General features: G+C 40.8%; 21 protein-coding genes. 1 reads left to right on the top strand and 20 read right to left on the bottom strand.

The features are described 5' to 3' along the window. Window positions 1-18 precede the first annotated feature (18 nt). The 20 genes from CXF76_RS06715 to CXF76_RS06620 all read right to left on the bottom strand — a co-directional run bounded on the left by CXF76_RS06715 (window position 19) and on the right by CXF76_RS06620 (window position 20,610). A complete protein-coding gene (locus CXF76_RS06715) occupies window positions 19-879 on the bottom strand; it encodes a MinD/ParA family ATP-binding protein (protein ID WP_007585809.1) in 861 nt (286 codons plus the stop codon). Continuing rightward, entirely contained in the window at window positions 872-2,353 is a 1,482-nt protein-coding gene (gene flhF, locus CXF76_RS06710; RefSeq protein WP_024589942.1) for a flagellar biosynthesis protein FlhF, read from the bottom strand. Before flhF ends, CXF76_RS06715 begins: the two co-directional genes overlap by 8 nt. A gap of 21 nt (window positions 2,354-2,374) precedes the next feature. Beyond that, window positions 2,375-4,486 (bottom strand): flagellar biosynthesis protein FlhA, encoded by a 2,112-nt coding sequence (gene flhA / locus CXF76_RS06705; RefSeq protein ID WP_010553901.1) that lies wholly within the window; start codon window positions 4,484-4,486, stop codon window positions 2,375-2,377. Window positions 4,487-4,558: 72 nt separating this feature from the next. Continuing rightward, window positions 4,559-5,689: a flagellar biosynthesis protein FlhB gene (flhB, locus tag CXF76_RS06700; protein WP_007585806.1), complete on the bottom strand. Its 1,131-nt coding sequence runs from the start codon at window positions 5,687-5,689 to the stop codon at window positions 4,559-4,561. 9 nt (window positions 5,690-5,698) lie between these two features. Beyond that, window positions 5,699-6,478, bottom strand: coding sequence for a flagellar biosynthetic protein FliR (fliR, locus tag CXF76_RS06695; RefSeq protein WP_024589943.1), 780 nt, complete (start codon window positions 6,476-6,478; stop codon window positions 5,699-5,701). Between the two features lie 2 nt (window positions 6,479-6,480). Next, window positions 6,481-6,750, bottom strand: coding sequence for a flagellar biosynthesis protein FliQ (fliQ, locus tag CXF76_RS06690; RefSeq protein ID WP_002959325.1), 270 nt, complete (start codon window positions 6,748-6,750; stop codon window positions 6,481-6,483). Between the two features lie 40 nt (window positions 6,751-6,790). After that, window positions 6,791-7,531: a flagellar type III secretion system pore protein FliP gene (gene fliP / locus CXF76_RS06685; protein ID WP_007585804.1), complete on the bottom strand. Its 741-nt coding sequence runs from the start codon at window positions 7,529-7,531 to the stop codon at window positions 6,791-6,793. A gap of 4 nt (window positions 7,532-7,535) precedes the next feature. Next, the gene (gene fliO, locus CXF76_RS06680; protein WP_024589944.1) at window positions 7,536-7,919 is read right to left on the bottom strand and encodes a flagellar biosynthetic protein FliO; all 384 of its coding nucleotides are present in this window, start codon (window positions 7,917-7,919) and stop codon (window positions 7,536-7,538) included. Further along, the gene (gene fliN, locus CXF76_RS06675) at window positions 7,916-8,314 is read right to left on the bottom strand and encodes a flagellar motor switch protein FliN (protein ID WP_007585803.1); all 399 of its coding nucleotides are present in this window, start codon (window positions 8,312-8,314) and stop codon (window positions 7,916-7,918) included. The genes fliO and fliN overlap by 4 nt, the downstream gene beginning before the upstream one ends. 20 nt (window positions 8,315-8,334) lie before the next feature. Further along, window positions 8,335-9,426, bottom strand: a complete 1,092-nt coding sequence (gene fliM, locus CXF76_RS06670) for a flagellar motor switch protein FliM (protein ID WP_101163315.1) — start codon at window positions 9,424-9,426, stop codon at window positions 8,335-8,337. A 9-nt stretch (window positions 9,427-9,435) separates the two neighbouring features. After that, the gene (gene fliL, locus CXF76_RS06665) at window positions 9,436-9,966 is read right to left on the bottom strand and encodes a flagellar basal body-associated protein FliL (RefSeq protein ID WP_007585800.1); all 531 of its coding nucleotides are present in this window, start codon (window positions 9,964-9,966) and stop codon (window positions 9,436-9,438) included. Window positions 9,967-10,023: 57 nt separating this feature from the next. Further along, window positions 10,024-12,078 carry a flagellar hook-length control protein FliK gene (locus tag CXF76_RS06660; RefSeq protein WP_101163314.1) on the bottom strand — a complete coding sequence of 685 codons (2,055 nt, stop codon included), beginning with the start codon at window positions 12,076-12,078 and terminating at the stop codon, window positions 10,024-10,026. A gap of 89 nt (window positions 12,079-12,167) precedes the next feature. Continuing rightward, a complete protein-coding gene (gene fliJ, locus CXF76_RS06655; protein ID WP_024589948.1) occupies window positions 12,168-12,614 on the bottom strand; it encodes a flagellar export protein FliJ in 447 nt (148 codons plus the stop codon). Continuing rightward, a complete protein-coding gene (fliI, locus tag CXF76_RS06650) occupies window positions 12,614-13,948 on the bottom strand; it encodes a flagellar protein export ATPase FliI (RefSeq protein ID WP_024589949.1) in 1,335 nt (444 codons plus the stop codon). Before fliI ends, fliJ begins: the two co-directional genes overlap by 1 nt. An 18-nt stretch (window positions 13,949-13,966) precedes the next feature. Further along, window positions 13,967-14,773 carry a flagellar assembly protein FliH gene (gene fliH / locus CXF76_RS06645; RefSeq protein ID WP_024592741.1) on the bottom strand — a complete coding sequence of 269 codons (807 nt, stop codon included), beginning with the start codon at window positions 14,771-14,773 and terminating at the stop codon, window positions 13,967-13,969. A gap of 3 nt (window positions 14,774-14,776) precedes the next feature. Further along, window positions 14,777-15,817, bottom strand: a complete 1,041-nt coding sequence (fliG, locus tag CXF76_RS06640; protein ID WP_007581881.1) for a flagellar motor switch protein FliG — start codon at window positions 15,815-15,817, stop codon at window positions 14,777-14,779. Continuing rightward, window positions 15,810-17,525, bottom strand: coding sequence for a flagellar basal-body MS-ring/collar protein FliF (gene fliF, locus CXF76_RS06635; RefSeq protein ID WP_007581880.1), 1,716 nt, complete (start codon window positions 17,523-17,525; stop codon window positions 15,810-15,812). Before fliF ends, fliG begins: the two co-directional genes overlap by 8 nt. A gap of 20 nt (window positions 17,526-17,545) precedes the next feature. Then, entirely contained in the window at window positions 17,546-17,878 is a 333-nt protein-coding gene (fliE, locus tag CXF76_RS06630; RefSeq protein WP_007581879.1) for a flagellar hook-basal body complex protein FliE, read from the bottom strand. A 156-nt stretch (window positions 17,879-18,034) separates the two neighbouring features. Beyond that, entirely contained in the window at window positions 18,035-19,501 is a 1,467-nt protein-coding gene (locus CXF76_RS06625) for a sigma-54-dependent transcriptional regulator (RefSeq protein ID WP_024589951.1), read from the bottom strand. Further along, window positions 19,498-20,610: a sensor histidine kinase gene (locus CXF76_RS06620; RefSeq protein ID WP_007581877.1), complete on the bottom strand. Its 1,113-nt coding sequence runs from the start codon at window positions 20,608-20,610 to the stop codon at window positions 19,498-19,500. Before CXF76_RS06620 ends, CXF76_RS06625 begins: the two co-directional genes overlap by 4 nt. 132 nt (window positions 20,611-20,742) lie before the next feature. On the opposite strand from CXF76_RS06620, the gene CXF76_RS06615 reads away from it, so the two are divergent. After that, entirely contained in the window at window positions 20,743-21,339 is a 597-nt protein-coding gene (locus CXF76_RS06615) for a DNA-3-methyladenine glycosylase I (RefSeq protein ID WP_024589952.1), read from the top strand. The last annotated feature ends 284 nt before the right edge of the window (window positions 21,340-21,623 follow it).

Here is a 21,623-nt window from a genome sequence, read left to right as displayed (position 1 = left end):
TCACCAATGTTGTCATAATTAGCCGTTTACTAGTTTCTCAATGAAAAACTCTAAATGCCCAGATGGTTGATTTGGTATTGGCCATTTAACTGCTTTTGTCGCCAGCGCTTTAAACGCGAGAGCGGCTGGCGAACTTGGAAAGAGCTCAACAATCACCTTTTGGCGACGTGTTGCTTTGCGCATATTTTCGTCATAAGGAACCGTTGCTACTAGCTCCATTGAAACATCTAAAAAGCGATCGGTAACTTTAGATAGTTTTGCAAATAATTCAGTGCCTTCACGCATACTGCGGACCATATTGGCAACAATTTTGAACTTATAAACACCGTGCTCGCGGCTTAATACTTTAATAAGTGCGTAAGCATCGGTTATTGATGTTGGTTCATCGCACACTACAACCATTACATCTTGTGCTGCTCGTGAGAAGCTTAGCACCATGTCTGAAATACCAGCGGCTGTATCTACAATTAAAATATCAAATTCGGTATTCAATTCGCTAAATGCACGAATTAGCCCGGCATGCTCAGATGGCGATAGTTCAACCATACTTTGCGAGCCCGATGTAGCGGGTACAATTTTAATACCAGCAGGGCCTTCAACTAAAATCTCGTCAAGCTCACATTCACCTGACAAAACGTGTGATAAATTGCGCTCTACACGTAAACCAAGCATCACATCACAGTTTGCTAAACCTAAGTCAGCATCCAGCACTAATACTCTATTACCTTGTTGCCCTAGTGCAATAGCGGTATTTAGAGAAACATTTGTTTTCCCTACCCCACCTTTACCACCGGTTACAGCGATAACTTTTACGCCGTTGTTATTGTTTTGACTCATTTTGCGCAGGCCGCTTGCTTGATCTAATACTGTGTTAATCATACATCCCTACTGTACTTGGCGCCACTGCTTGGTGCCTTGAATGTTGTGCTTTTGTTCTTTTTAAATATAATTGCTCAGCCTTTTTCACTAGTTTCTCAGCATTTGCAACACGAATATCTTCTGGCACTCGTTGACCGTTAGTAAGATACCCTATTGGGAGGCGATTTTGAATCGCAATACTAATAATCTCACCCAAACTTAATGATTCATCTAACTTAGTGAAAATACAACCACTTAACTGTACTTTTTTAAAGTGACGTACTGTTTCTTGTAATACATTAATTTGTGCCGTCGCGCTTAGTACTAAGTAGCTGCGAATATCCACACGTTGGTTACGCATTAACGTGTTTAACTGCTCAGTCAAACGTAAATCTCGCTGACTCATACCTGCTGTATCAATTAATACTAGACGTTTATTTCGTAAATGATATAAAACTTCAGCTAATTCATTAGCATCTTTAACTTGCTTTACACCACAACCAATAATACGGCCGTAAGTAGCAAGCTGTTCATAAGCACCAATTCTGTATGTATCAGTGGTTATTAAGGCCACTTTATCAGCGCCATATTTTTGTGCACCTAACGCTGCAAGCTTAGCAACTGTTGTTGTTTTACCAACACCTGTTGGACCCACTAACGCATATACACCACCTTGGCGAAGTATTTCATTATTGGTTGTTTGCATTTGATCTTCGACCATCGTTAACAACGCTTTCCAGCCTTGCTTACGAGATACATCATCAGGTACAAAACATGCCATTTGTTGCGCTACTTCTTTATCAATACCCATACCGACTAAGCGGTCAACCATGCAAGCGCGTGTTGGATCGCGACGCGCCATATCTTGCTGCATTAAGCCTGATACTTGATGCTCAAGTAATTGACGAATTGCGTTCATTTCTTCACGCATTGTTGTCATTTCTTCGCTTTCATTATTGGGTGTTTGTTGGCGAGCAGTTACTGGACTATCTAAATCATCAAAGTCGCTGTCTAAATCATCAAAACCTAAGCTATCCGCTTGAGTTTGTGGACGAACTGGCGCTGCATTTTCAGGAGCAAACATATTTTTAGTACGCTGTTCCATAGCTGGTTCTTGATAGTTATCGGTAGTATCAATACCTGATTGTGAAAACATTGATGCAAGTTCAGGGGAGCGAGGACGCGGTGATTGGCGCTCTAATAAAGCCTGTAGGCTGTCAGCCACTTTTGCTTGCGGCTCTGGTTTGGCACGCTGAGGCTCTGGTTTTACAAAATTATGCATGCTTTGCTGTGGTGCTTGAGCGCGCGGTTCTGCAGTACGTTGTGGTTGCGCTGCTACTTTAGGGGCTGCTTTGTCATAATCAACTGCCGCTACAATTTCTACACCGTTAGCCAGCTTCTTATTTGACATAATAACCGCATCAACACCTAACTCATCTTTAACTTCTTTAAGTGCTGTGCGCATATCTTTAGCAAAAAAACGTTTAATTTTCATGATTCAACCCCTGTTAAAATCTTATTGTTGGCCTACAGAGCTAACAATCTTGATCTGTCTTTCGTCTGGTACCTCTTGATAAGACATCACTCTCAATCCTGGAATGGTGTACTTAACAAAACGAGATAACACAGTGCGTAACATTCCTGACGTTAGCAATATAGAAGGTTCACCGGCCATTTCTTGATTTTGATGCGCTTGTGTCAATGACACTTGAAGTCGCTCTGCAAGTCCAGGCTCAATACCGGCACCTTCATCGCCTGCATTTTGTAATGACTGATGCAACATCTGTTCCAACTCAGGTGCCAAGGTTATGACAGGGATTTCTGATGACATACCAACCGCATCTTGAACAATTAACCTACGCAGAGAAATACGCACTGCAGCCGTTAATACATCAGGGTCTTGGCTACGCGGGCCATACTCAACAAGGGTTTGAACAATTGAGCGCATATCGCGAATAGCTACACCTTCATTCAATAAATTTTGCAGTACTTTTACAATTGCAGTTAATGGCAACACATCTGGTACTAGCCCTTCTACTAAGCGAGGGTGGCTTTTAGCGAGCATATCAAGCAGGTTTTGGACTTCTTCATGCCCTAGTAGCAACGCCGCGCTGTTAGTTAATAACTGGCTAATATGAGTGGCAACTACCGTGGCTGAATCTACAACGGTATAACCTAGTGATTGCGCTTCATCTTTTTGATCTGGCTTGATCCATACTGCATCAAGGCCAAACGCAGGATCTTTAGTTTCAACCCCTTTAATTGGGCCAAATACTTGCCCTGGGTTAATCGCTAGCTCGTCACCATGTTTAAGTTCGCTTTCACCGGTTGAAACACCCATTAGCGTTATTCTGTAAGCATTAGGGTCAAGCTCTAAATTATCGCGAATATGAACAGGTGGTACTAAAAAACCAAGTTCTTGAGAAAGCTTTTTACGTACACCTTTAATACGATTAAGTAGCTCACCACCTTGAGATTGATCTACCAAAGGAATTAATCTATAGCCTACTTCTAAGCCAATTACGTCAACCTGTTGAACATCATCCCAACCAAGTTCTTTTTGCTCTTGTTTATTGGCAATACCTGTTGCAGCACTTCCGCCACTGGCGGCTTCTTCGGCCTCTGCTGCAGCGGCTTTTAACTTAGTTTGCTGTGTGTAGTAAGCTAAATAACCCAGTAACGCACCTAAACTTAAAAAAGCAAAATGCGGCATACCAGGCACTAACCCCATGATGATCAAAATACCTGAAGCAATAAAGAGTGATTTTTCGTTACCTAGTTGTTTCTTAAATTGGTCACCCATATTGAGCGACTCATTTTGACGTGTTACAACAATCGCGGTACCAATTGAAAGCAGTAAAGAAGGGAGTTGAGCAACTAAGCCATCGCCAATGGTAAGTAATGTATATACTTCCATTGCGTTGCCAAAACTCAAATTATGCTGAATCATACCGACAAATAAACCACCAACAATATTTATGATTAATATAACAATACCTGCAATGGCATCGCCTTTTACAAATTTACTCGCACCATCCATTGAGCCGTAAAAATCGGCTTCGCGAGTTACTTCCTCGCGGCGGTCACGCGCTTGCTCTGCGCTGATAAAGCCTGCGTTTAAATCGGCGTCAATTGCCATTTGTTTACCCGGCATTGCATCAAGGGTGAAACGTGCAGATACCTCAGATATACGCCCAGCACCTTTAGTAATTACCACAAAGTTAATAATGATCAGGATTAAAAATACGACCAAACCAACAGCGTAGTTACCACCAATAACAACTGAGCCAAACGCTTCAATTACCTTGCCGGCAGAATCACCACCATTATGACCTTCAAGTAATACAACTCGAGTGCTGGCAACATTAAGCGCTAAGCGCATAATCGTAGCGATTAGTAATACAGAGGGGAATATACCAAACTCAACCGGCTTCATCGTGTAAACAGTCACGAGTAAAACCACTAATGCGAGGGCAATATTAAACGAGAAAAGGATATCGAGTAAAAATGGCGGTAACGGTAAAATCACCATTCCCAAGGCAGCAAGCACAAGCAAAGGAGTACCTACCCCTTTGGCATAGTCTTTTTTGTCTCTGTTAAGTTGTTGTAATACCGCTTTAAAACTCATAATTCTACAATTTCAAAAAATTGACACTACGTAGAATTTGCAATAACTATTCCAAGTTACTAAGTTAACTGTTTAATACTTGTAGGCATCGGGGATTGGGAGCTTGTTATTGAGCTTAGTTGGACGTTTACCACGCCCTTTATTAAAGCGCTTAAGCTGAAATACATACGCTAAAACTTGCGCTACAGCAGTAAATAGCTGATCGGGTATTTGCTCTCCTACTTCAGCCGTATGGTAAAGCGCTCGGGTCAACATGGGGGATTCTAAAATAGGTACTTCGTTCCCTATTGCTACTTTTCTAATTTGCATCGCCATTTCATCAATACCCTTAGCAAGCACTATTGGCGCACCTGCGCGCTCTGTATCGTATTTTAATGCTACAGAGTAGTGAGTTGGGTTGGTAACAATAACATCAGCGTCAGGGACATCTTGCATCATACGGTTTTGCGACATTTGCCTTTGTGTTTGCCTAATACGCGCTTTTATTTGTGGGTCACCTTCAGAGTTTTTATACTCATCTTTAATCTCTTGCATGGTCATTTTAAGTTGTTTGTTATGGTTATAACTTTGAAATGGCGCATCAATAGCGGCAATAATAATTAAAGTGCACGAAAGGCCTAAAAACATCCACCCTAAAATCTCTAAGGCATGGATAATATTACCTGGTGCACTTTCTAAACTTAAATGTAGTATTTCATCAAAATAAGTATTAATTAAAAATATAGCAAAACTTGCAACCAAACCAAATTTTAAAAGTGACTTTACAAGCTCAATAGCCGCTTGCGGGCCAAACATACGTTTAAAGCCTTTCATTGGCGACATTTTACTTGCTTTAGGTGCAGCGGCTTCCCAGCTAAAATTAAAACCACCTAGTAACGTATTACCAATAAATGCAGCCAAAACTATAATTAATACAAACATAGCCATAGGAAACATTAAAGCGTCTGCAACCTCTCCCCATACGGCAAACATTTTAGTGGTATCAAAGGCTTCGTTGCGGTTTAAGCTAAGGGTTCGGCCCATTACATTGTATAAACCTTTGCCAATTTCTGGCCCATACATCAAAAGCGATATAGCCGAAAAAATAAGTACAAACATAGTACCTAGCTCTTTTGAGCGCGCTATTTGGCCTTTCTTTTTAGATTCTTCAAGCTTTTTGGATGTGGGTTCTTCTGTTTTTTCTTGTCCTGAGTCTTCAGACATGACTTTCTCCTAAGGTGAGCAACCAACTAAAGTACACATTAGCTCAACCATTTTTAACCATTGAAACTCAAACTGAGAAACAAAGTTACCTAGTGTCGCCCAAATAATAATAAGTCCCGCTACCAAGGTAAACGGAAAACCAATAGAGAAAATATTTAATTGCGGTGCTGCACGCGTCATAATACCAAACGACATATTAATAACGAGCATAGCGGTAAGCGGTGCAAGTGAGAGTACAAGTGCTGTAGTAAACATCCAGCCGCCCCAGGTCACTATGTCCCAGTAATGATCTACAGACCACCATGTGCCATCAATGGGTAGCACTTGAAAACTATGCACTACCATTTGAATCATCATTAAATGCCCGTTAAAAGCAAAAAATAACAAGGTGGCCAAAATAAGGAAAAACTGGCCAACCGCTGGGACGCTTGCGCCATTAGAAGGATCAATAACCGAAGCAAAACCTAAACCGGTTTGCATCGCGAGTATTTGCCCTGCTAACACAAAAGTATTTAATAAAAGTATAGATGCAAAACCAATAGCAACACCAATCAGCATTTGTTGAATAACGACTAAAATCATCTCAAACGAAAATAAATTAGTGAATGTAGCTGGGGGCAAAACAGGAACTACAACAAAAGTTACAACAACCGATAAACCCATTTTTATACGTGTAGGAACATTTTTAGCCCCCAAACCAGCCATAATCATAATCATTGAGCTAATGCGTACCAGCGGCAACAAAAAATCGCTCAACCATTGAATAACGACAGCAAAGGGGTATTCCACGCTTAACCTGCAATTTCAGGAATAAGTAATACTAGGCGAGTAAAAAAGTCCATTAGCTCTTGAGTAAGCCAATGCCCACCCACAATAAGCGCACTAATGGTAATTAATAAACGAGGTAAAAAGCTCAATGTTTGTTCATTGATAGACGTTGCAGCCTGAAACACGGCAACAACTAAACCAATAATTAAGCCTGGGACTACAATTGCAGACACCAGCTTAATAACTAAAAAAAGAGCGTCACTTAGGATATCAACAAAAATTTCCGGTTCCATGTTGTACTCCTATTGTTGGGTCATGTTAATGCTTTGCATACTAAGTCCCTAAACCAAAGCTTTTGGCTAAGGTACCCATCACTAAGCTCCAGCCGTCTACAAGTACAAATAACATAATTTTAAACGGTAAGGACACAATCATGGGTGAAAGCATCATCATACCCATCGCCATTAATACCGAGGCGACCACTAAATCAACAATTAAAAATGGGATAAAAAACATAAACCCTATAATAAATGCGGTTTGCAATTCGCTGGTTACAAAGGCGGGTATAAGCACTATTAACGGTGTATCTTGTGGCGAATCTAGCTGATCGTAACCGGCAATTTTAGCAAACGTTTCTAAATCTTTTAAACGCACTTGTGAAAGCATAAATGCTTTCATTGGCTCTTTAGCCAGCTCTAAAGCTTGTACTGAAGTAACCTGCTCATTTAAGTAAGGTTCTATAGCTCGCTCGTTTACCTGCTGATAAATAGGCGACATTATAAAAATACTTAGAAAAAGCGACATCCCTAATAACACTTGGTTTGACGGTGTTTGCTGCAAACCAATTGCTTGGCGCAAAATGGCGAGTACAACAATTATTCGTGTAAAGGAGGTCATCATAATTATGGCAGCCGGTATAAAACTCAGCGCCGTCATAATTGCTAAAACTTGTAACGTTACTGAGTAATCCTGTGTGCCATCAGCGTTTGTTGTAATAGTAAGCGCATCAATTCCTTCTGCGCTTACACTTGGTACAAACACCATGGCAAAAATAATAAGCAGCCACTTTGTCATAGGTTTAATTCTTTTTATTTTGGTTTGATTGCGGGTTTAAAAGTTTACCAAATCGTTTAGCGAGTTCAGGTAGTTCTTTTTCACTTAATGGGGTTTCTAACTTGTGTAAGTAATTAATACTGTGGGGAGTTACACCAAGTAAATGCTGAGCATTATCTATCTCAACAACCATTAAACGCTCGCGAGAACCCAAAGGTAGACTTCTGACTACTTTAAATTCATCGCTGTTTGCTAAATTTGGATTAAGCTTTTTAACAAAAAATGCCAGCACAATAATTAGTACTAGCACCATAGCAAGCGACAGCACCATAGAGAGTATATCTCCAGTGGGTGTTGCCACATCTGCTTTTGAAAAAACGGAACTCGTTAAAGCAACTAATAAGCTCATCGTAGTTTTTTGATCCGCTCTACTTGGCTTATCACGTCAGTTAAGCGAATACCAAACTTGTCGTTTACTACAACTACTTCACCATGGGCTATCAAAGTACCATTAACTAGCACGTCTAGCGGCTCGCCCGCAACACGGTCAAGCTCAACAACAGAGCCTTGGTTAAGTTGCAATAAGTTACGAATATTAATTTTAGAGCGTCCTACTTCCATTGAAATAGTAACGGGGATATCTAAAATAGTGTCGAGTTTTCGTTTTTCATCGCCACTCATTTCGTGTTTTGAATCACTTAACTCATCAAGCTCTGCAACATGTGCTTCGCTACTATCATCTGGAGCTTCGGCTTCTGCTAATGCTGCTGCCCATTCATCCATTGTGTCTTGATCATCGCTCATACTTTTAACCTTTTAATCAATTACCAGTCTAAGTCTACACCGTCAGAGAGGTGTAAATCATCTTCTAGTTCTGCTAATTCTGCATCTGAGTCAATTTTCTTGCCGCCTTTGGTAAATACATGCAGCTCAGATTTAACTGAATCAGGTCGTTTAATTTTTTCACTAATTTGAAGTGCAACATTATCGCGAGAGCGACCCATTTTAGCTCTAAATGTAGGGAGTTCTTCAACAAACACGGTTATATGCTCAGGCATTTCAACCGGAATAATATCACCGGCTTTGAGTTCCATAATCTGCCTTAAGGTTAAATCAACTTCAAGTAACTGAGTCGACATATCAACCTCTACATCCATTATTTCGTCTCGAAGTGCTTTGCTCCAACGTAAATCGGTATCTTCAGTATCAGACTGAACACCCGCATCTAACAGCTCTCGAATTGGCTCAAGCATAGAGTAAGGTAAAGCAATATGAAAATCGCCACCGCCACCATCAAGCTCAATATGGAAAGAACTAATAACCACAACTTCAGTTGGGCTTACAATATTAGCCATAGCTGGGTTTACTTCAGAATCGAGGTATTCAAACGATACATCCATAACCGGTGCCCATGCTTCTTTATAATCTTCAAAGATGATCTTAAGGAGCATTTGTACAATTCGGCGCTCTGTTGGCGTAAATTCTCGGCCTTCTATTTTTGCATGATAACGCCCGTCACCACCAAAAAAGTTATCTACCAAAATAAACACAAGTCGTGCTTCCATGGTAATCAGGCCAGTGCCTTTTAAAGGTCTAAAACGGACCATATTTAAGCTGGTTGGAACAAATAAAGTATGAATATACTCGCCAAACTTAATCATTTGCACGCCGTTTATAGACACCTCTGCGGTGCGGCGCATCATGTTAAATAGGCTAATTCGCATATGACGAGCAAAGCGTTCATTAACAATTTCCAGCGTCGGCATACGACCACGCACGATCCGATCTTGCGAAGAAAAATCGTACTGAAGCGTACCTCCTCCGCCATCTTCACCTTCGTGTATATCTTCCTCTTCAACGTCATCAACGCCATGTAATAGCGCATCAATTTCGTCTTGGGATAATAAATCGCTCACGCTAACCCCTTATTGCATCACAAAGCCGGTAAACAATACCCGCTCAATTACTTTGCTGCCTTCAACATCCATTAAGGCTTTTTGTACCTTTTCAAGTGCAGAAAAACGAAGTGTTTCTTTACCAGAGCTCGTACTTAACTCATCAGCAGTTGTAGTAGAAAACACGCTTAGTAGCGTACCTTCTATTAATGGAATGTGTTTTTTAGCTGTTTCTTCATTTACTTCGCCACGTACCAGTAACTGTACTTTAATTTGCACAATTCTGTCGCGACTTGAACCGGGCACGTTAAATACAAATGGGCGTGGCATTGACACATATAAAGCACTGCCTATTTCAGCTGAATCACCAACTGCAGCAGAAGGTGCATCTGCTGACATCGCAGTCTCTTCATCTAAGGTTTCAACTGGCGCATCCGAACCCGACATAAAAAAGTAACCTGCAGCACCGCCTACAATAAGTAGTACAGCTACTATGATTATTATTAGTTTCTTTTTACTTTTACCGGTTTCTTCAATTTCTAAACTTGTTTCTTCAGCCATCATGATTCCTTTAATCGCAAAGGTACTTGCTTGTTTTAGTTATTATAATAGCAGCACTTAGGCATAGTAATCTATTGATGATGAAGTTTGTTGTCGAGAACTTTGTGCAGTGTTATTTGCTTGCTCGTCGTTTTCATCATTAACTGACTTATTATTAGCCAAATTACCTTGAGGTCCACTCTCACTCTGCTCGGCAGTTTCACCACCTGATTGCCCATAAGAAATAGTACTTTCACCAAGCTCTAATCCTTGTTGCGCTAACATTTCACGTAAGCGCGGCATTGATTGTTCAAGTGCTTCTTTGGCTTGCTGGTTTTGTACTACAAAGTTTATATGTGCTTGTTCTGCATCGCTGCGAATACGTATTTGCATACTGCCCATTTCGGGAGGATCTAGGCGAATTTCTGCTTCTTTATTATTAATGCTCAGCATTGAGCTAACGCGCTCTTGCAGTAATTTAGCTGCATCACTTTTAACAATATTAATTGCCTGCATTACACCAGGATCAATACTTACTTGCTTAACTTGCGATGTACTTTGTAATTGTTGAGTTTGTATTATTTGGGTATCAAGTAAGCTCTGCTCGTAACTTAATGAGTCGTATTGGCTTAATGTGCTCACTTGCTGAGTATTTAGAGCTGCTGTAATTTGCGTAAATACTTGTGCTACGCGTGCAGGAGTTTGTTCAGCAGTTATTTTTTTAAGGCCATCTTTTTGTAATTCTTCAAGTGATTTTAATAAATCATCACCCTTAGTTGAGGTTGTTACGGCTTTATTTAAATCAGCCCCTTCGTTTGTCGATGTCTTTAAGCTTAACTTTTGTGGATTATATACTGTATTAGGAGTCTCTGACGCTACAAACGTTTTTGAGTCTGTCTTAGCGGTATCGGCAAGTCCTATTTCAATTGAAGCTTTTAATTCATTAACTGTTTGCTTAAGCACTGCTAATTGCTCGCCTTTAGGCTGCTCTGTTTTAATATAAGCGTTTAATTGCGTTAATAAGCTTTGTTTTTCAGTTGTATTAAGTGAATTGATTTCTGCGCTAAAAGAGTGTTTTGTTACCGTGCTCTGCGTTTTTTCGTTATCAGTAATAAATTGCGCAAGCATTTGCTTAAGATTTGAAGTGCTACTAGTTGCGTTACTTGTTGAATCAGTATTTTCTAATACCTTAACTTGCGCGTTAAGTTGTGAGCGCTGCTCAGGCGTTAAACTAGCAATAACATCATTAGCTTTAATTAAGCTCTCATCTTTAGTCATTAACGTATCTATTGCTGCATTATTATCAGCTTCAGTTGCGGCTAAAGAAGACTGAGTAACGCCCGCTTTGTCGGTGGGTGTTGGCAAAACTATATTATTTTCATCAGCAGACTTATTTTGTCCCAGTTGCTCTTTAGAAATCATTGTTGATGCAAATTCAGGTTTTTCTAATATAGGGCCAATGCTGTCATCGGGCTTCTTATTTATAGAATTTAATGGCCCTTCAATAGCTTCAGCAACACCACTTTTACGATGTTTACCTTCATTTAATGGTAACGAATTCAAAGGTGGTGAGCTAAAGTTATCGCTTTTTGAATCAGTTAATTTAGCCGTTTTAGAGTCTACATTAGTGGCAATTGGATTTTGCACTACACTCGCTGTATTCGCTTCTTTAGCCGATACTTCATCACTTGTATTGGTGGATGCAATTATTGGTGTGCTTTGTAATTCTGTATTCTCTACTAGTGTAGCTTCTAGCTCTGCATTTTCTGATTCTAAACTGTTAGTTGCATCGAACGGCTTATTGACCGAAGTGCTCATTGCTTGTGCTGAATTAATTTGATCAAGCATCTCAACAGACACAAAAGTAACTTCGTCAGTTATTACTTCATCTAGCTTTACGCTCAGATTTTCATTTTCTTCTGGCTGTTTATGCTTAGGTATGGCAATCGAGTTTTCGGCATCGGGATTTTTATTGCCTTTAAGCAAAGGCTCCATAGAGTTATGCGCTTCGTTTAGCTGACTTAAAAATTCATCGCCTAAATTTTCTCCGCCATTAGCTAAGCTATTGTCTTTAAAAGCTAACAGTGAATCTTTTTCAGAAGAAACTAAAAACGAAATGTTATTCATCGCCATAAATCACCTAATACCATTACGGCAATATGCCACCGCATACCGCCAAAAGTTGAATCCCACTAAGTAACAAAGCAATTAACGTGCCTGAATTACAAAGCTTTACGACGTTGAAAAAACTGATTAGCTGAAAATTCATCTAACATTTTTTGCTCATTTTTAGCCATTAACGCATTTGCTTTAAGTTTTTGATTTTCGATTAGTTTGGCAACTGCTTTAGCTTTAATTTGCTGCTTAAGCCATAGAGTTTTACGTTGAGTAACAACTTGCTTAGCGGTATTTACGGTACTTGCTTGTTGGCGAATTGCCTCTTCAATTTTAGCTATAAAAGCATGGTACTGACCAAACCCTGCACTAGATAAACCCGACTTACCTTTTAGGTGTAACTGCTGAGAGTATTCAAGTCTAAAATTGTTTAAACCTTGTAGCTTTTGTTGATTCGATTGCAAGTTTTGATTAGCTTGTAAGTAACTCATGCGCAAATTTTCTTCTTTATCATTTTCAATTTTGAGCAATAAATCGAGCTTGTTTTTAGCCATTATGCTTGTCCTAGTAACTGAGCAAGACCTTGCAGACCATCATCGTAACTAATGACATCTCGCATACCTTGTTGTAAAAATGCATTCACTCTTGGCATCATATTTATAGCTTGGTCGAGCATTTGATCGGTCCCTTTTTGATAAGCGCCTAAAGTAATCATGTCTTTGTTTTGTTGATACATTGAATACACTTGTTTAAGCACTCGGGCTTGTTGCATATGCGGCTCAGAAACAACTTGAGGCATAACACGCGAAATCGACTTTTCAATATCTATAGCAGGATAGTGCCCACTGTCAGCTAAATCACGCGATAGTACAATGTGGCCATCTAATATAGCTCGCGCTGCATCAGCAATAGGGTCTTGCATATCATCGCCTTCACTCAACACCGTAAAAAAGCCAGTAATTGAACCTTGCCCTTCACCGCCATTACCAGCACGCTCCACCAGCGCAGGTAATTTAGCAAACACCGAAGGCGGATAACCCTTTGTAGCGGGCGGCTCGCCAACAGCAAGTGCAATTTCACGTTGTGCCATTGCATAACGCGTTACCGAATCGAGTAACAATAATACGTTTAAACCCTGATCTCTAAAATACTCTGCAATAGTTACGGCGCTCTCACAGCCTTTTAAACGCATAAGTGGTGATGAATCAGCAGGCGCTGCGACAACAACTGAACGTTTGCGCCCTTCTACACCGAGTATTTCTTCAATAAATTCTTTTACTTCGCGCCCACGCTCCCCCACCAAACCAACAACAATTACATCGGCTTCGCTACCTCGGGTCATCATACCGAGAAGTACTGATTTACCCACACCAGAGCCTGCAAACAAGCCCATACGCTGGCCTTGCCCTACTGTGATAACCGAGTTAATAGCACGCACACCTACATCCATAGGCTTAGTGATTGGTCTTCTTGAAAGCGGGTTTATAGTATTTTGCGCAAACTTTAAATGATGCTCAGCATTAATTTTACCTAAGCCATCTAGCGGTCGCCCTAAACCATCCACCACGCGGCCTAATAAACTCATCCCTACAGGTAAACCTAAATTATTTACTTGAGGAATAACACGCGCACCAGGTAATACACCAGAGATGTGGTCGTTAGGCATTAAGTACAAAGTTTGATCGTTAAAACCGACTATTTCGGCGTCTACAAAGCCGTTCATAGTTTCTATTTTACATTGGCTACCAACGGGTGCACGTAAACCTCTAGCCTCAAGGGTAAGGCCAACAACACGCGTTAAAATACCTGCCACAGCAGGCGCCGGGGTTTTAATATGTTGTTGATATTGAGATAAGCGTTCGCTTAAAGGTGCACGTTGAGTTGACATAACACGCCAATAAAATAGTTAGATACCACTATTATGCAAAAAACTATCCAACGTTTCTTTGACACGTGTTTTAAGGGTCATGTCGAGTGACGATTGCGCTGTTTTAACTTCACAGCCACCGCGCTCAAGAGTGGGCTCTGCCATTAATTGCCAGTTATTATCAATAATGGTTTGTTCGCCGTAGCTCTCTTTTATGAGTTCTAAGTCTTCGGGGTTTAAATGGATTCGTACTTTTTCTTGCTCCGCATTAAGTGAATCAATACTTTGCTTTAAAGTATGTAAAATCACTTCAGGCGATGTTTTTACTTCTTGATAAATAACAGCTTCCGCCAACATGCTAGCAAGTTGCACTAATTGCTTTTCAGCTTGTTCGTCCACTTTATCTAGCGGTGCAGTTAGCCCCTCTAAAATGGCTTTTAAACTTGTTAACTGCTCTTCAATTAATGGTTTTACATCTTCAAGGCCTTGTGTTTTACCCTGCTCTAAGCCTTCTTTGTAACCTGCTTCTTTACCTTCGCCAACGCCTTTTTCAAAACCGTCTATGTAGCCTTGCTCATGACCTTGTTTAAGGCCTTCTTCGTACGCGTCTTGTCTAATGCGTTCAAGCTCAACCATGGTAAGCGCAGGGAGTTCTGGTTCTTGTGGCTCATCAATAGGCATTTCTTCGGCTAATTCTTTTTTGTACAGCTCACTAAGCGGTGTGCCGTAAGCCGTAGAGCGATTGCCAAAGCTGCTCTCATCTGGTGCTACATCTGGAATAGCCCAGTTTTTTAATAATTCATCGGCTTCATCAGCCCGAAGTGTGCGTCCTTTGAGTTTGCTCATGGTTTACAGGAACTCCTCGCCACCGCCGCCGCCCAGCTGAATTTCACCTGAGTCAGATAAACGACGCGCTGTTGATAAAATTTCTTTTTGCGCCGCCTCTACTTCGCTTATACGTACCGGTGCCATAGCTTCTAAATCATCAGCAAGCATTTCAGCTGCACGCTTAGACATATTGCCCAGTATTTTGTCTTTAAGCGCATCGTCGGTGCCCTTAATTGCTTTCATTAATACGTCTTGTTGTACTTCTCGTAGGATTGCTTGAATACCACGGTCTTCAACATCCATTAAGTTTTCAAATACAAACATAAGATCTTGAATTTGCTGCGACATCTCTTCGTCATGTTCACGAATCGAGTCCATTAATTGCCCTTCTACATTGGTATCTAGGTAATTCATAATATCTGCAGCAGCTTTTAAGCCACCCATTTTAGCGGCTTGTGCACCTGCTTGGCCGGCAAATTGTTTTTCCATGATTTCGTTTAGCTCTTGCAGTGCTGCTGGCTGAACTTCTTCAAGGTTTGCAATACGCATGGTTAAATCTAAGCGCACTTTTTCAGGGAACTGAGCAATAATCTCAGCTGACTGCTCTGGCTCTAAATACGATAATACAATGGTTTGAATTTGTGGATGCTCATTACGAATAATGTTTGCTACCTGCTTAGAGTCCATCCATTTTAATGAATCCAATCCTTTAGCGCCTGAGCCCATAACAATTTGGTCAATAAGGCTAGCGGCTTTGTCTTCACCAAGGGCTGCTGTAAGCGCTTTTTTAATAAAGTCTTCTGACTGAAAACCAATGGTACTAAAGCTTTGAATTTGTTCTATAAACAAGTTGTGTACAGCGCTAATCTTAGCTTGAGATAAATCCTGTAGCCCAGCCATTGCCATACCCACTTTTTGCACCTGTTTAGGTTCTAAGTGTTTAAGGATTTGCGCGGCATCTTCTTCTGATAAACTCAAAAGTAATATAGCGGCTTTATCTACCCCATCTAGCTTATCAACATCAAAGGCTGGCGGGAGTTGTTTTTGTTCTTGATCAGTCATCTTCTGTTAACCACGCTTTGACTACTTGTGATGATAGTTCTGGTTCGTTAGCTACAAGGGCACGAATTGCTTTAAGTAAATCTTCGTCGCCATGTAAATCCGGTAACTGCAGTGTACCATCACTTGAGAAACCAACCGAAGCAGAATCAAAGTCTTTATTTAGCATATCAAGCGTGTTGTCGCCAATATCTACGCCTGAACTTAATGCATCTTCGTCGTATTCTTCTAGTGTATCGTCTGGGTAAATTAAGCGTTTAAGCATTGGTTTTACTACTGCCATTATCAATACAATGATAACTAAGGCGCCTAATACAAGGCGGGCTATTTTCATAAACCAGTCTTGTTCCCACAGTGGCACTTCTATTGCTAAATTTGTTTCTTCACGTACAAACGGCACTGTTACGACTTCAAGTGCATCACCACGTTGCATATCAAAACCTACACCACCTTGTAGTAAGCGACGAATATTTGACAATGCCTCTACCGAGCGTGGAGTCATGGTTGTTTCACCGTTTTCTCCCACTTTAGCAATGTAGTCAACAGCAACTGATACGCTTATCCTACGTATTACACCACTTTGCTGGCGCTTATGAGAAATTGTAGTGTCGAGTTCATAATTACGTGTGGCTTCTTTGTGGCTGCGTGTTGGTGACGTAGCTGTGCCTGCACCACCTTGCCCCGCAACCTCAGGAATGTTCGAATTTAACGGTGGCTGATTTGTAAGCGCACCTGGAATACCAACAGCTAGGCCGCCAATGTTATTTTCTTCAAATGTGGTTTCGCTTCTAACCGCTGGTAGGTCTGGGTTATAACGCTTTTGAGTTTCCTCAATCGAGCTAAAGTCCATACTCAAATCAACTTGAGCTGTATAGTTTGCAAGCCCAACAACCGGTATTAAAATACTGTCTATTTTTTCAAGATACTCTTGTTCGCGCTTACGTTCTAAATCGTATTCTTTACGAGAGCGTGCTGCTAATGAGCTTTGCGAACCTGAATTTAGTAATCGACCATTTTGATCGGTAACAGTAACTCGCATAGGCTCTAAACCCTGTACTGCTGAAGCAATCATATCAACAACAGAATCTACTTCTTCACGGTCAAGTGAGCGGCCACGCTTAAGCGTTAATACAACAGTTGCTGATGGTTTTTTCTCTCTGCGGGCAAATACGTTTTCTTTAGGAATGGCTAACAATACTTTAGCGCGAGTAATGTTGTTAAGTTCTTCAATGGTGCGTGCTAACTGCTGTTCTCGACCATGTTTTAGGCGTTCGCGCTCTAAGCGTTGGCTTACACCAAAGCCCATATCTTGCATAATTATGTCAGAGCCCGACGCTGGCCCTTGCTCTAACCCTTCGCGGGTCATTAGTAGCTTAATGTTTTGGTATTCGCTTTCATCAACCGATACAACGTTGCCATCTAGTTGATATTCAATTTGTTGCGCATCTAAAAAGTCGAGCGTTTGAATAAGCTCTTCAGTTTGCATTTTGCCTAACGGGCGCATATCTGGCTGACGAGCCCAAATAATAATAAAAATCGCGATAGCTAAACAAATAGCCAATGCTATAACCAATGTTACTTGGCGCAATACATCAACACCATTTAAAGCACTTAAGTAGCCTGACTTTTGTTCTTGTTGATCATCACCACCACTTTGGTCAATACCGCCACCAGCAAGTGCTAGGTCTGTAGATTGGTTAGATTGCGCCACAATAATTCTCCACTACCTAATTAAACAGGCATGTTCATGATTTCTTTATAAGCTTCAACAAGTTTATTACGAACCTGTACTGTAGCCTCAAAAGCAACTGACGATTTTTGAGAAGCAATCATCGCTTCAGCAAGCGATACACTTCGATCACCCATCTCAACTGCTGTTACTTTTTGCGCGGCATCTTGTTGTAATCCGTGCACTGAATTTAGTGCATCACTTAGCATGTCGCCAAACTGGGAAGTAGAAGTAGGTTGAACTTGAGTCGGCAATTTATTTATTTGATTATTACGGCCGGCTTCTAAAGCCATTGATTGCATTTCTTGAAATACAGCACTGTTTTGAATTTTCATAATTTATCTCTGACACGCAGTGAACTCTTACAAGTAATAAAGCACAAAGCATGCCAAATAATTAATCATTAAAATACAATAGGTTAACTTTAGTTTGTGTTAGTCAGAGTTTTGACGACCCTAAGCTTGCACTGCAAACTTAGGGTTTATAGGAGGTTATGCAGGAAGTGAAATACCTAAATCGCGCATTTGCGCTAGTTTATAACGTAGAGTGCGCGGGCTTATGCCCAATGTTTCGGCAACGTCTTTACGCTTACCTTGGCAACGTGCAAGGGTTTCTAAAATAATGCGATGCTCTTTGTCTTTAAGCTCATCTTTATAGCTACCGGTATCTGCCGCAAGTAAACCTTGTTTAGGCTCATCCTCGGCATGCAATTTTTCATCATAATATGCGGAGCTTAGCGTGCTTTTATCAACGCCTTTATCTGCGTGAGCTAATTCTGTTGGCGATACTGTTTGCGCTGGTGCCAATGAAGGCTCCATAACAAAATTATTAGATACTAAGTTTTCGATAAAAATAGCATGCTCGTTTATTGTATCGCCACTTCGCAGTATAAGTGCACGCTGTATAACGTTATCAAGCTCGCGCACATTACCAGGCCACGCGTGAGCCAGTAACTTTTGCTCGGCAGCTTTATCTAAATACGCCATAGGCTCTTTGCTTTTACTTATATGGCGCTCAATTAAATGCTTAGCCAATACAATAATATCGCCAGGGCGTTGGCACAATGGTCGCCACATAAGTGGAAAAACATTAAGCCTGTAATATAAATCTTCTCTAAACTGATTTTCAGACACGGCTTCTTTTAAATCACGATTACTGGTTGCCAAAATACGTACATCGAGCTGAATTGTTTTACGACCCCCTAAACGCTCAACTTCACGCTCTTGCAGTACGCGTAACAGCTTAGCTTGTAGCCCTAAGTCCATCTCAGTAATTTCATCAAGTAAAATAGTGCCGCCCTGTGCTTGCTCAAACTTACCCGGACATGCTTGAATCGCGCCTGTAAAAGCCCCTTTTTCGTAACCAAATAAAGTGGCTTCGAGCATGTTTTCAGGAATAGCCGCGCAGTTAATCGCTACAAAAGGCTCATTACAACGACTCGACTTATCATGAATATAACGAGCGAGTACTTCCTTACCTGAACCACTTGGGCCAAGTACCATTACACTTGCATCAGAGCGTGCTACTTTACTCGCAAGCTCCAATAATTGAATACTAGTTGGGTCGGCAACAATAGGTCCGTCGGTTTCTTTTGCTTTTTCAGGCAAATAACGGCTCACCATATTTAACAGCACTTCAGGTGCAAATGGTTTAGCCATGTAGTCAATTGCACCTAGGCGCATGGCTTCTACCGCATCGTCAATTGTGGCGTACGCCGTCATCATCAATACAGGTAAATCAGGGTGGTTTAATTTAATACTGCGTAGTAAATCAAGTCCACTCATTGCGCCCATTTGCACGTCGCTTACAACAAGCGAAAATTGATCTTTTTTAAGCAGTAACATTGCTTGCTCAGCACTGTTGGCTGCAACACATTCAATACCCGACATTTCAAGGGTATCTATTAAGGCTTCACGAAGCCCTGCGTCATCTTCGACAACTAAAATAGTGTTACTCATAATGAACCCTCTAGTTTAGATGTTGCCTTAATAGGCAGTAACAAGCTAAAGCAGGCACCACCCTGCGTATTATTGGTCACATCAACACGGCCTTGGTGCGCACTAGCCACCGAACTCACTACAGCAAGCCCTAAACCTGTGCCCTGACTTTTTGTAGTAAAAAATGGTTCAAAAATTTTATCGCTTTGGCTTAAATCAACACCTGGGCCATTGTCGCTCACACTAATACGAACCATATCTAAATCTTTTAAATCTCTTTGTGCGCTAATTTTTACTTTTGCACCGCCGCCAATAACTTGAATACTATTGTGCACAAGATTTTGAATAGCACTGGCCAATGCCGTTTTATTACCGACTATTTGTATATCTGGCTCTGGTAAGCTTACATCCAGTTCACTTTCATTAAGTGCAACCATCGCATCAGCACCTGCTTTAACTTCTGTTAACAGCTGCTGCATTGAAACTTGCTCAACAACTTGCTGATCGCCACTTTTAGCAAATAACAGCATGTCGTTTACTTGAGTTTCTAAATCTTTTAAACGCGACATTAACTTTGTTTGAAAGTTATCGCGAGATGCTTCGGGTAAGCGCTTAGACCCTAAATTAGCAGCGTACAGCATAGCGGCTGAGAGCGGCGTACGTACTTGATGCGCCAGTGACGCAACCATTTTACCCAGCGCGCTTAATCGCTGCATATGTGCAACACGTTTTTGTAAACGGCGAGTTTCGGTTAAATCCGTCATTAAAATAAGTTGCCCAGGCTCTGGTGCTAAAGCGGTAATATCAAGCTTTATTAGGCGCCCGTCTTTTAAAGACACTTCGTGACCATCATCTTGATGTGGCCTAAAAGAGCGCTGAATAACATTAAACCAGCGTTCGCCTTCAAGTGGCTCGCCAAGCATATCAATCGCTATTTGATTCGCTTTTGCAATCAACCCTTTGCCATCAAGTACAACCACACCTGCTGGCATGGTATCAACCAAATGTGAAAGCCAACTTGCTTGCTTGCGCAGATCGCTTAATTCACCAATGTACTCCTCTTGAAGTAAACATGGGTTATACTGATTTGCAGAAAAAAACTGTGGTTTTAGCACGCTAGCAAGGGCCATAATCAAATCTCGAATTGATGTAGATACATGTCTAAATGCACGATTTATACCAAAATTTATTTACATACTTATCATTAAGTTACATCAATAATTTGAGCGACATAAAAATGACGCACACAAAAAGGAATAATAATGAGTGAGCAAATAAAGTGCCGTTGCCCGTGGCTCGACACCACTAAACCCGACTACGTTATTTACCATGATGAAGAATGGGGCGTCCCTCTTTATGATGATACAAAGCTGTTTGAATTTATCACTCTTGAATCAGCGCAAGCCGGCTTAAGCTGGTACACAATTTTAAAAAAGCGTAGCGGTTACAAAAAAGCATTTGCTAATTTTGATGTAGATAAAGTGGCACAATTCACACTCAATGACGTTGAGAGATTAATGCTTAATGAGGGTATTGTGCGCAATCGCTTAAAAATTGCGGCAACTGTTAACAACGCAAAGTGCTTTATAGAAATACAAAAAGAATTTGGTAGCTTTAGTAACTACCAATGGCAGTTTGTGGATAATAAGCCGATTATAAGTAATTTGAATAACGTTGAGGATTATCCTGCAATTACAGAGGCATCAACCGCATTTGCTAAAGATTTAAAAAAACGCGGCTTTAAGTTTTTAGGGCCTACAACAGTTTATGCTCACATGCAGGCCTGCGGCATGGTTAACGATCACAGTAATGAGTGTTTTAGAAAAGAAGAAATTATTAAGGCTTTAAGCGGTAAGTGATTAAAAACCATAAAAGTGATTTGTTCACAAAGAGGTTAAGAGACGCTGCGCTTTAGAGAAGTAAAGCGTAAGTTGACTATGGTTTCTCATTTACCTTCGTTTTTCACGCGAGCAGTCTAGCGTCTACAACAAAAGTAAAAACCGTGTAGGTGCGAATTTACTTCGCGCTCTTGCTAATATTTTTAAGTAAAGTGCGGTATAAAACCGCACCTACAAAACGAGGGGTTATTTATCTACTGTGTTTGGCCAATTTATAACTAAACACTGACAGCTGCTTTTAAACC

This window comes from Pseudoalteromonas sp. 78C3, from assembly GCF_002836695.1.
Classification (GTDB): domain Bacteria; phylum Pseudomonadota; class Gammaproteobacteria; order Enterobacterales; family Alteromonadaceae; genus Pseudoalteromonas; species Pseudoalteromonas arctica.
This window is presented reverse-complemented; position numbering and strand designations above follow the sequence as displayed.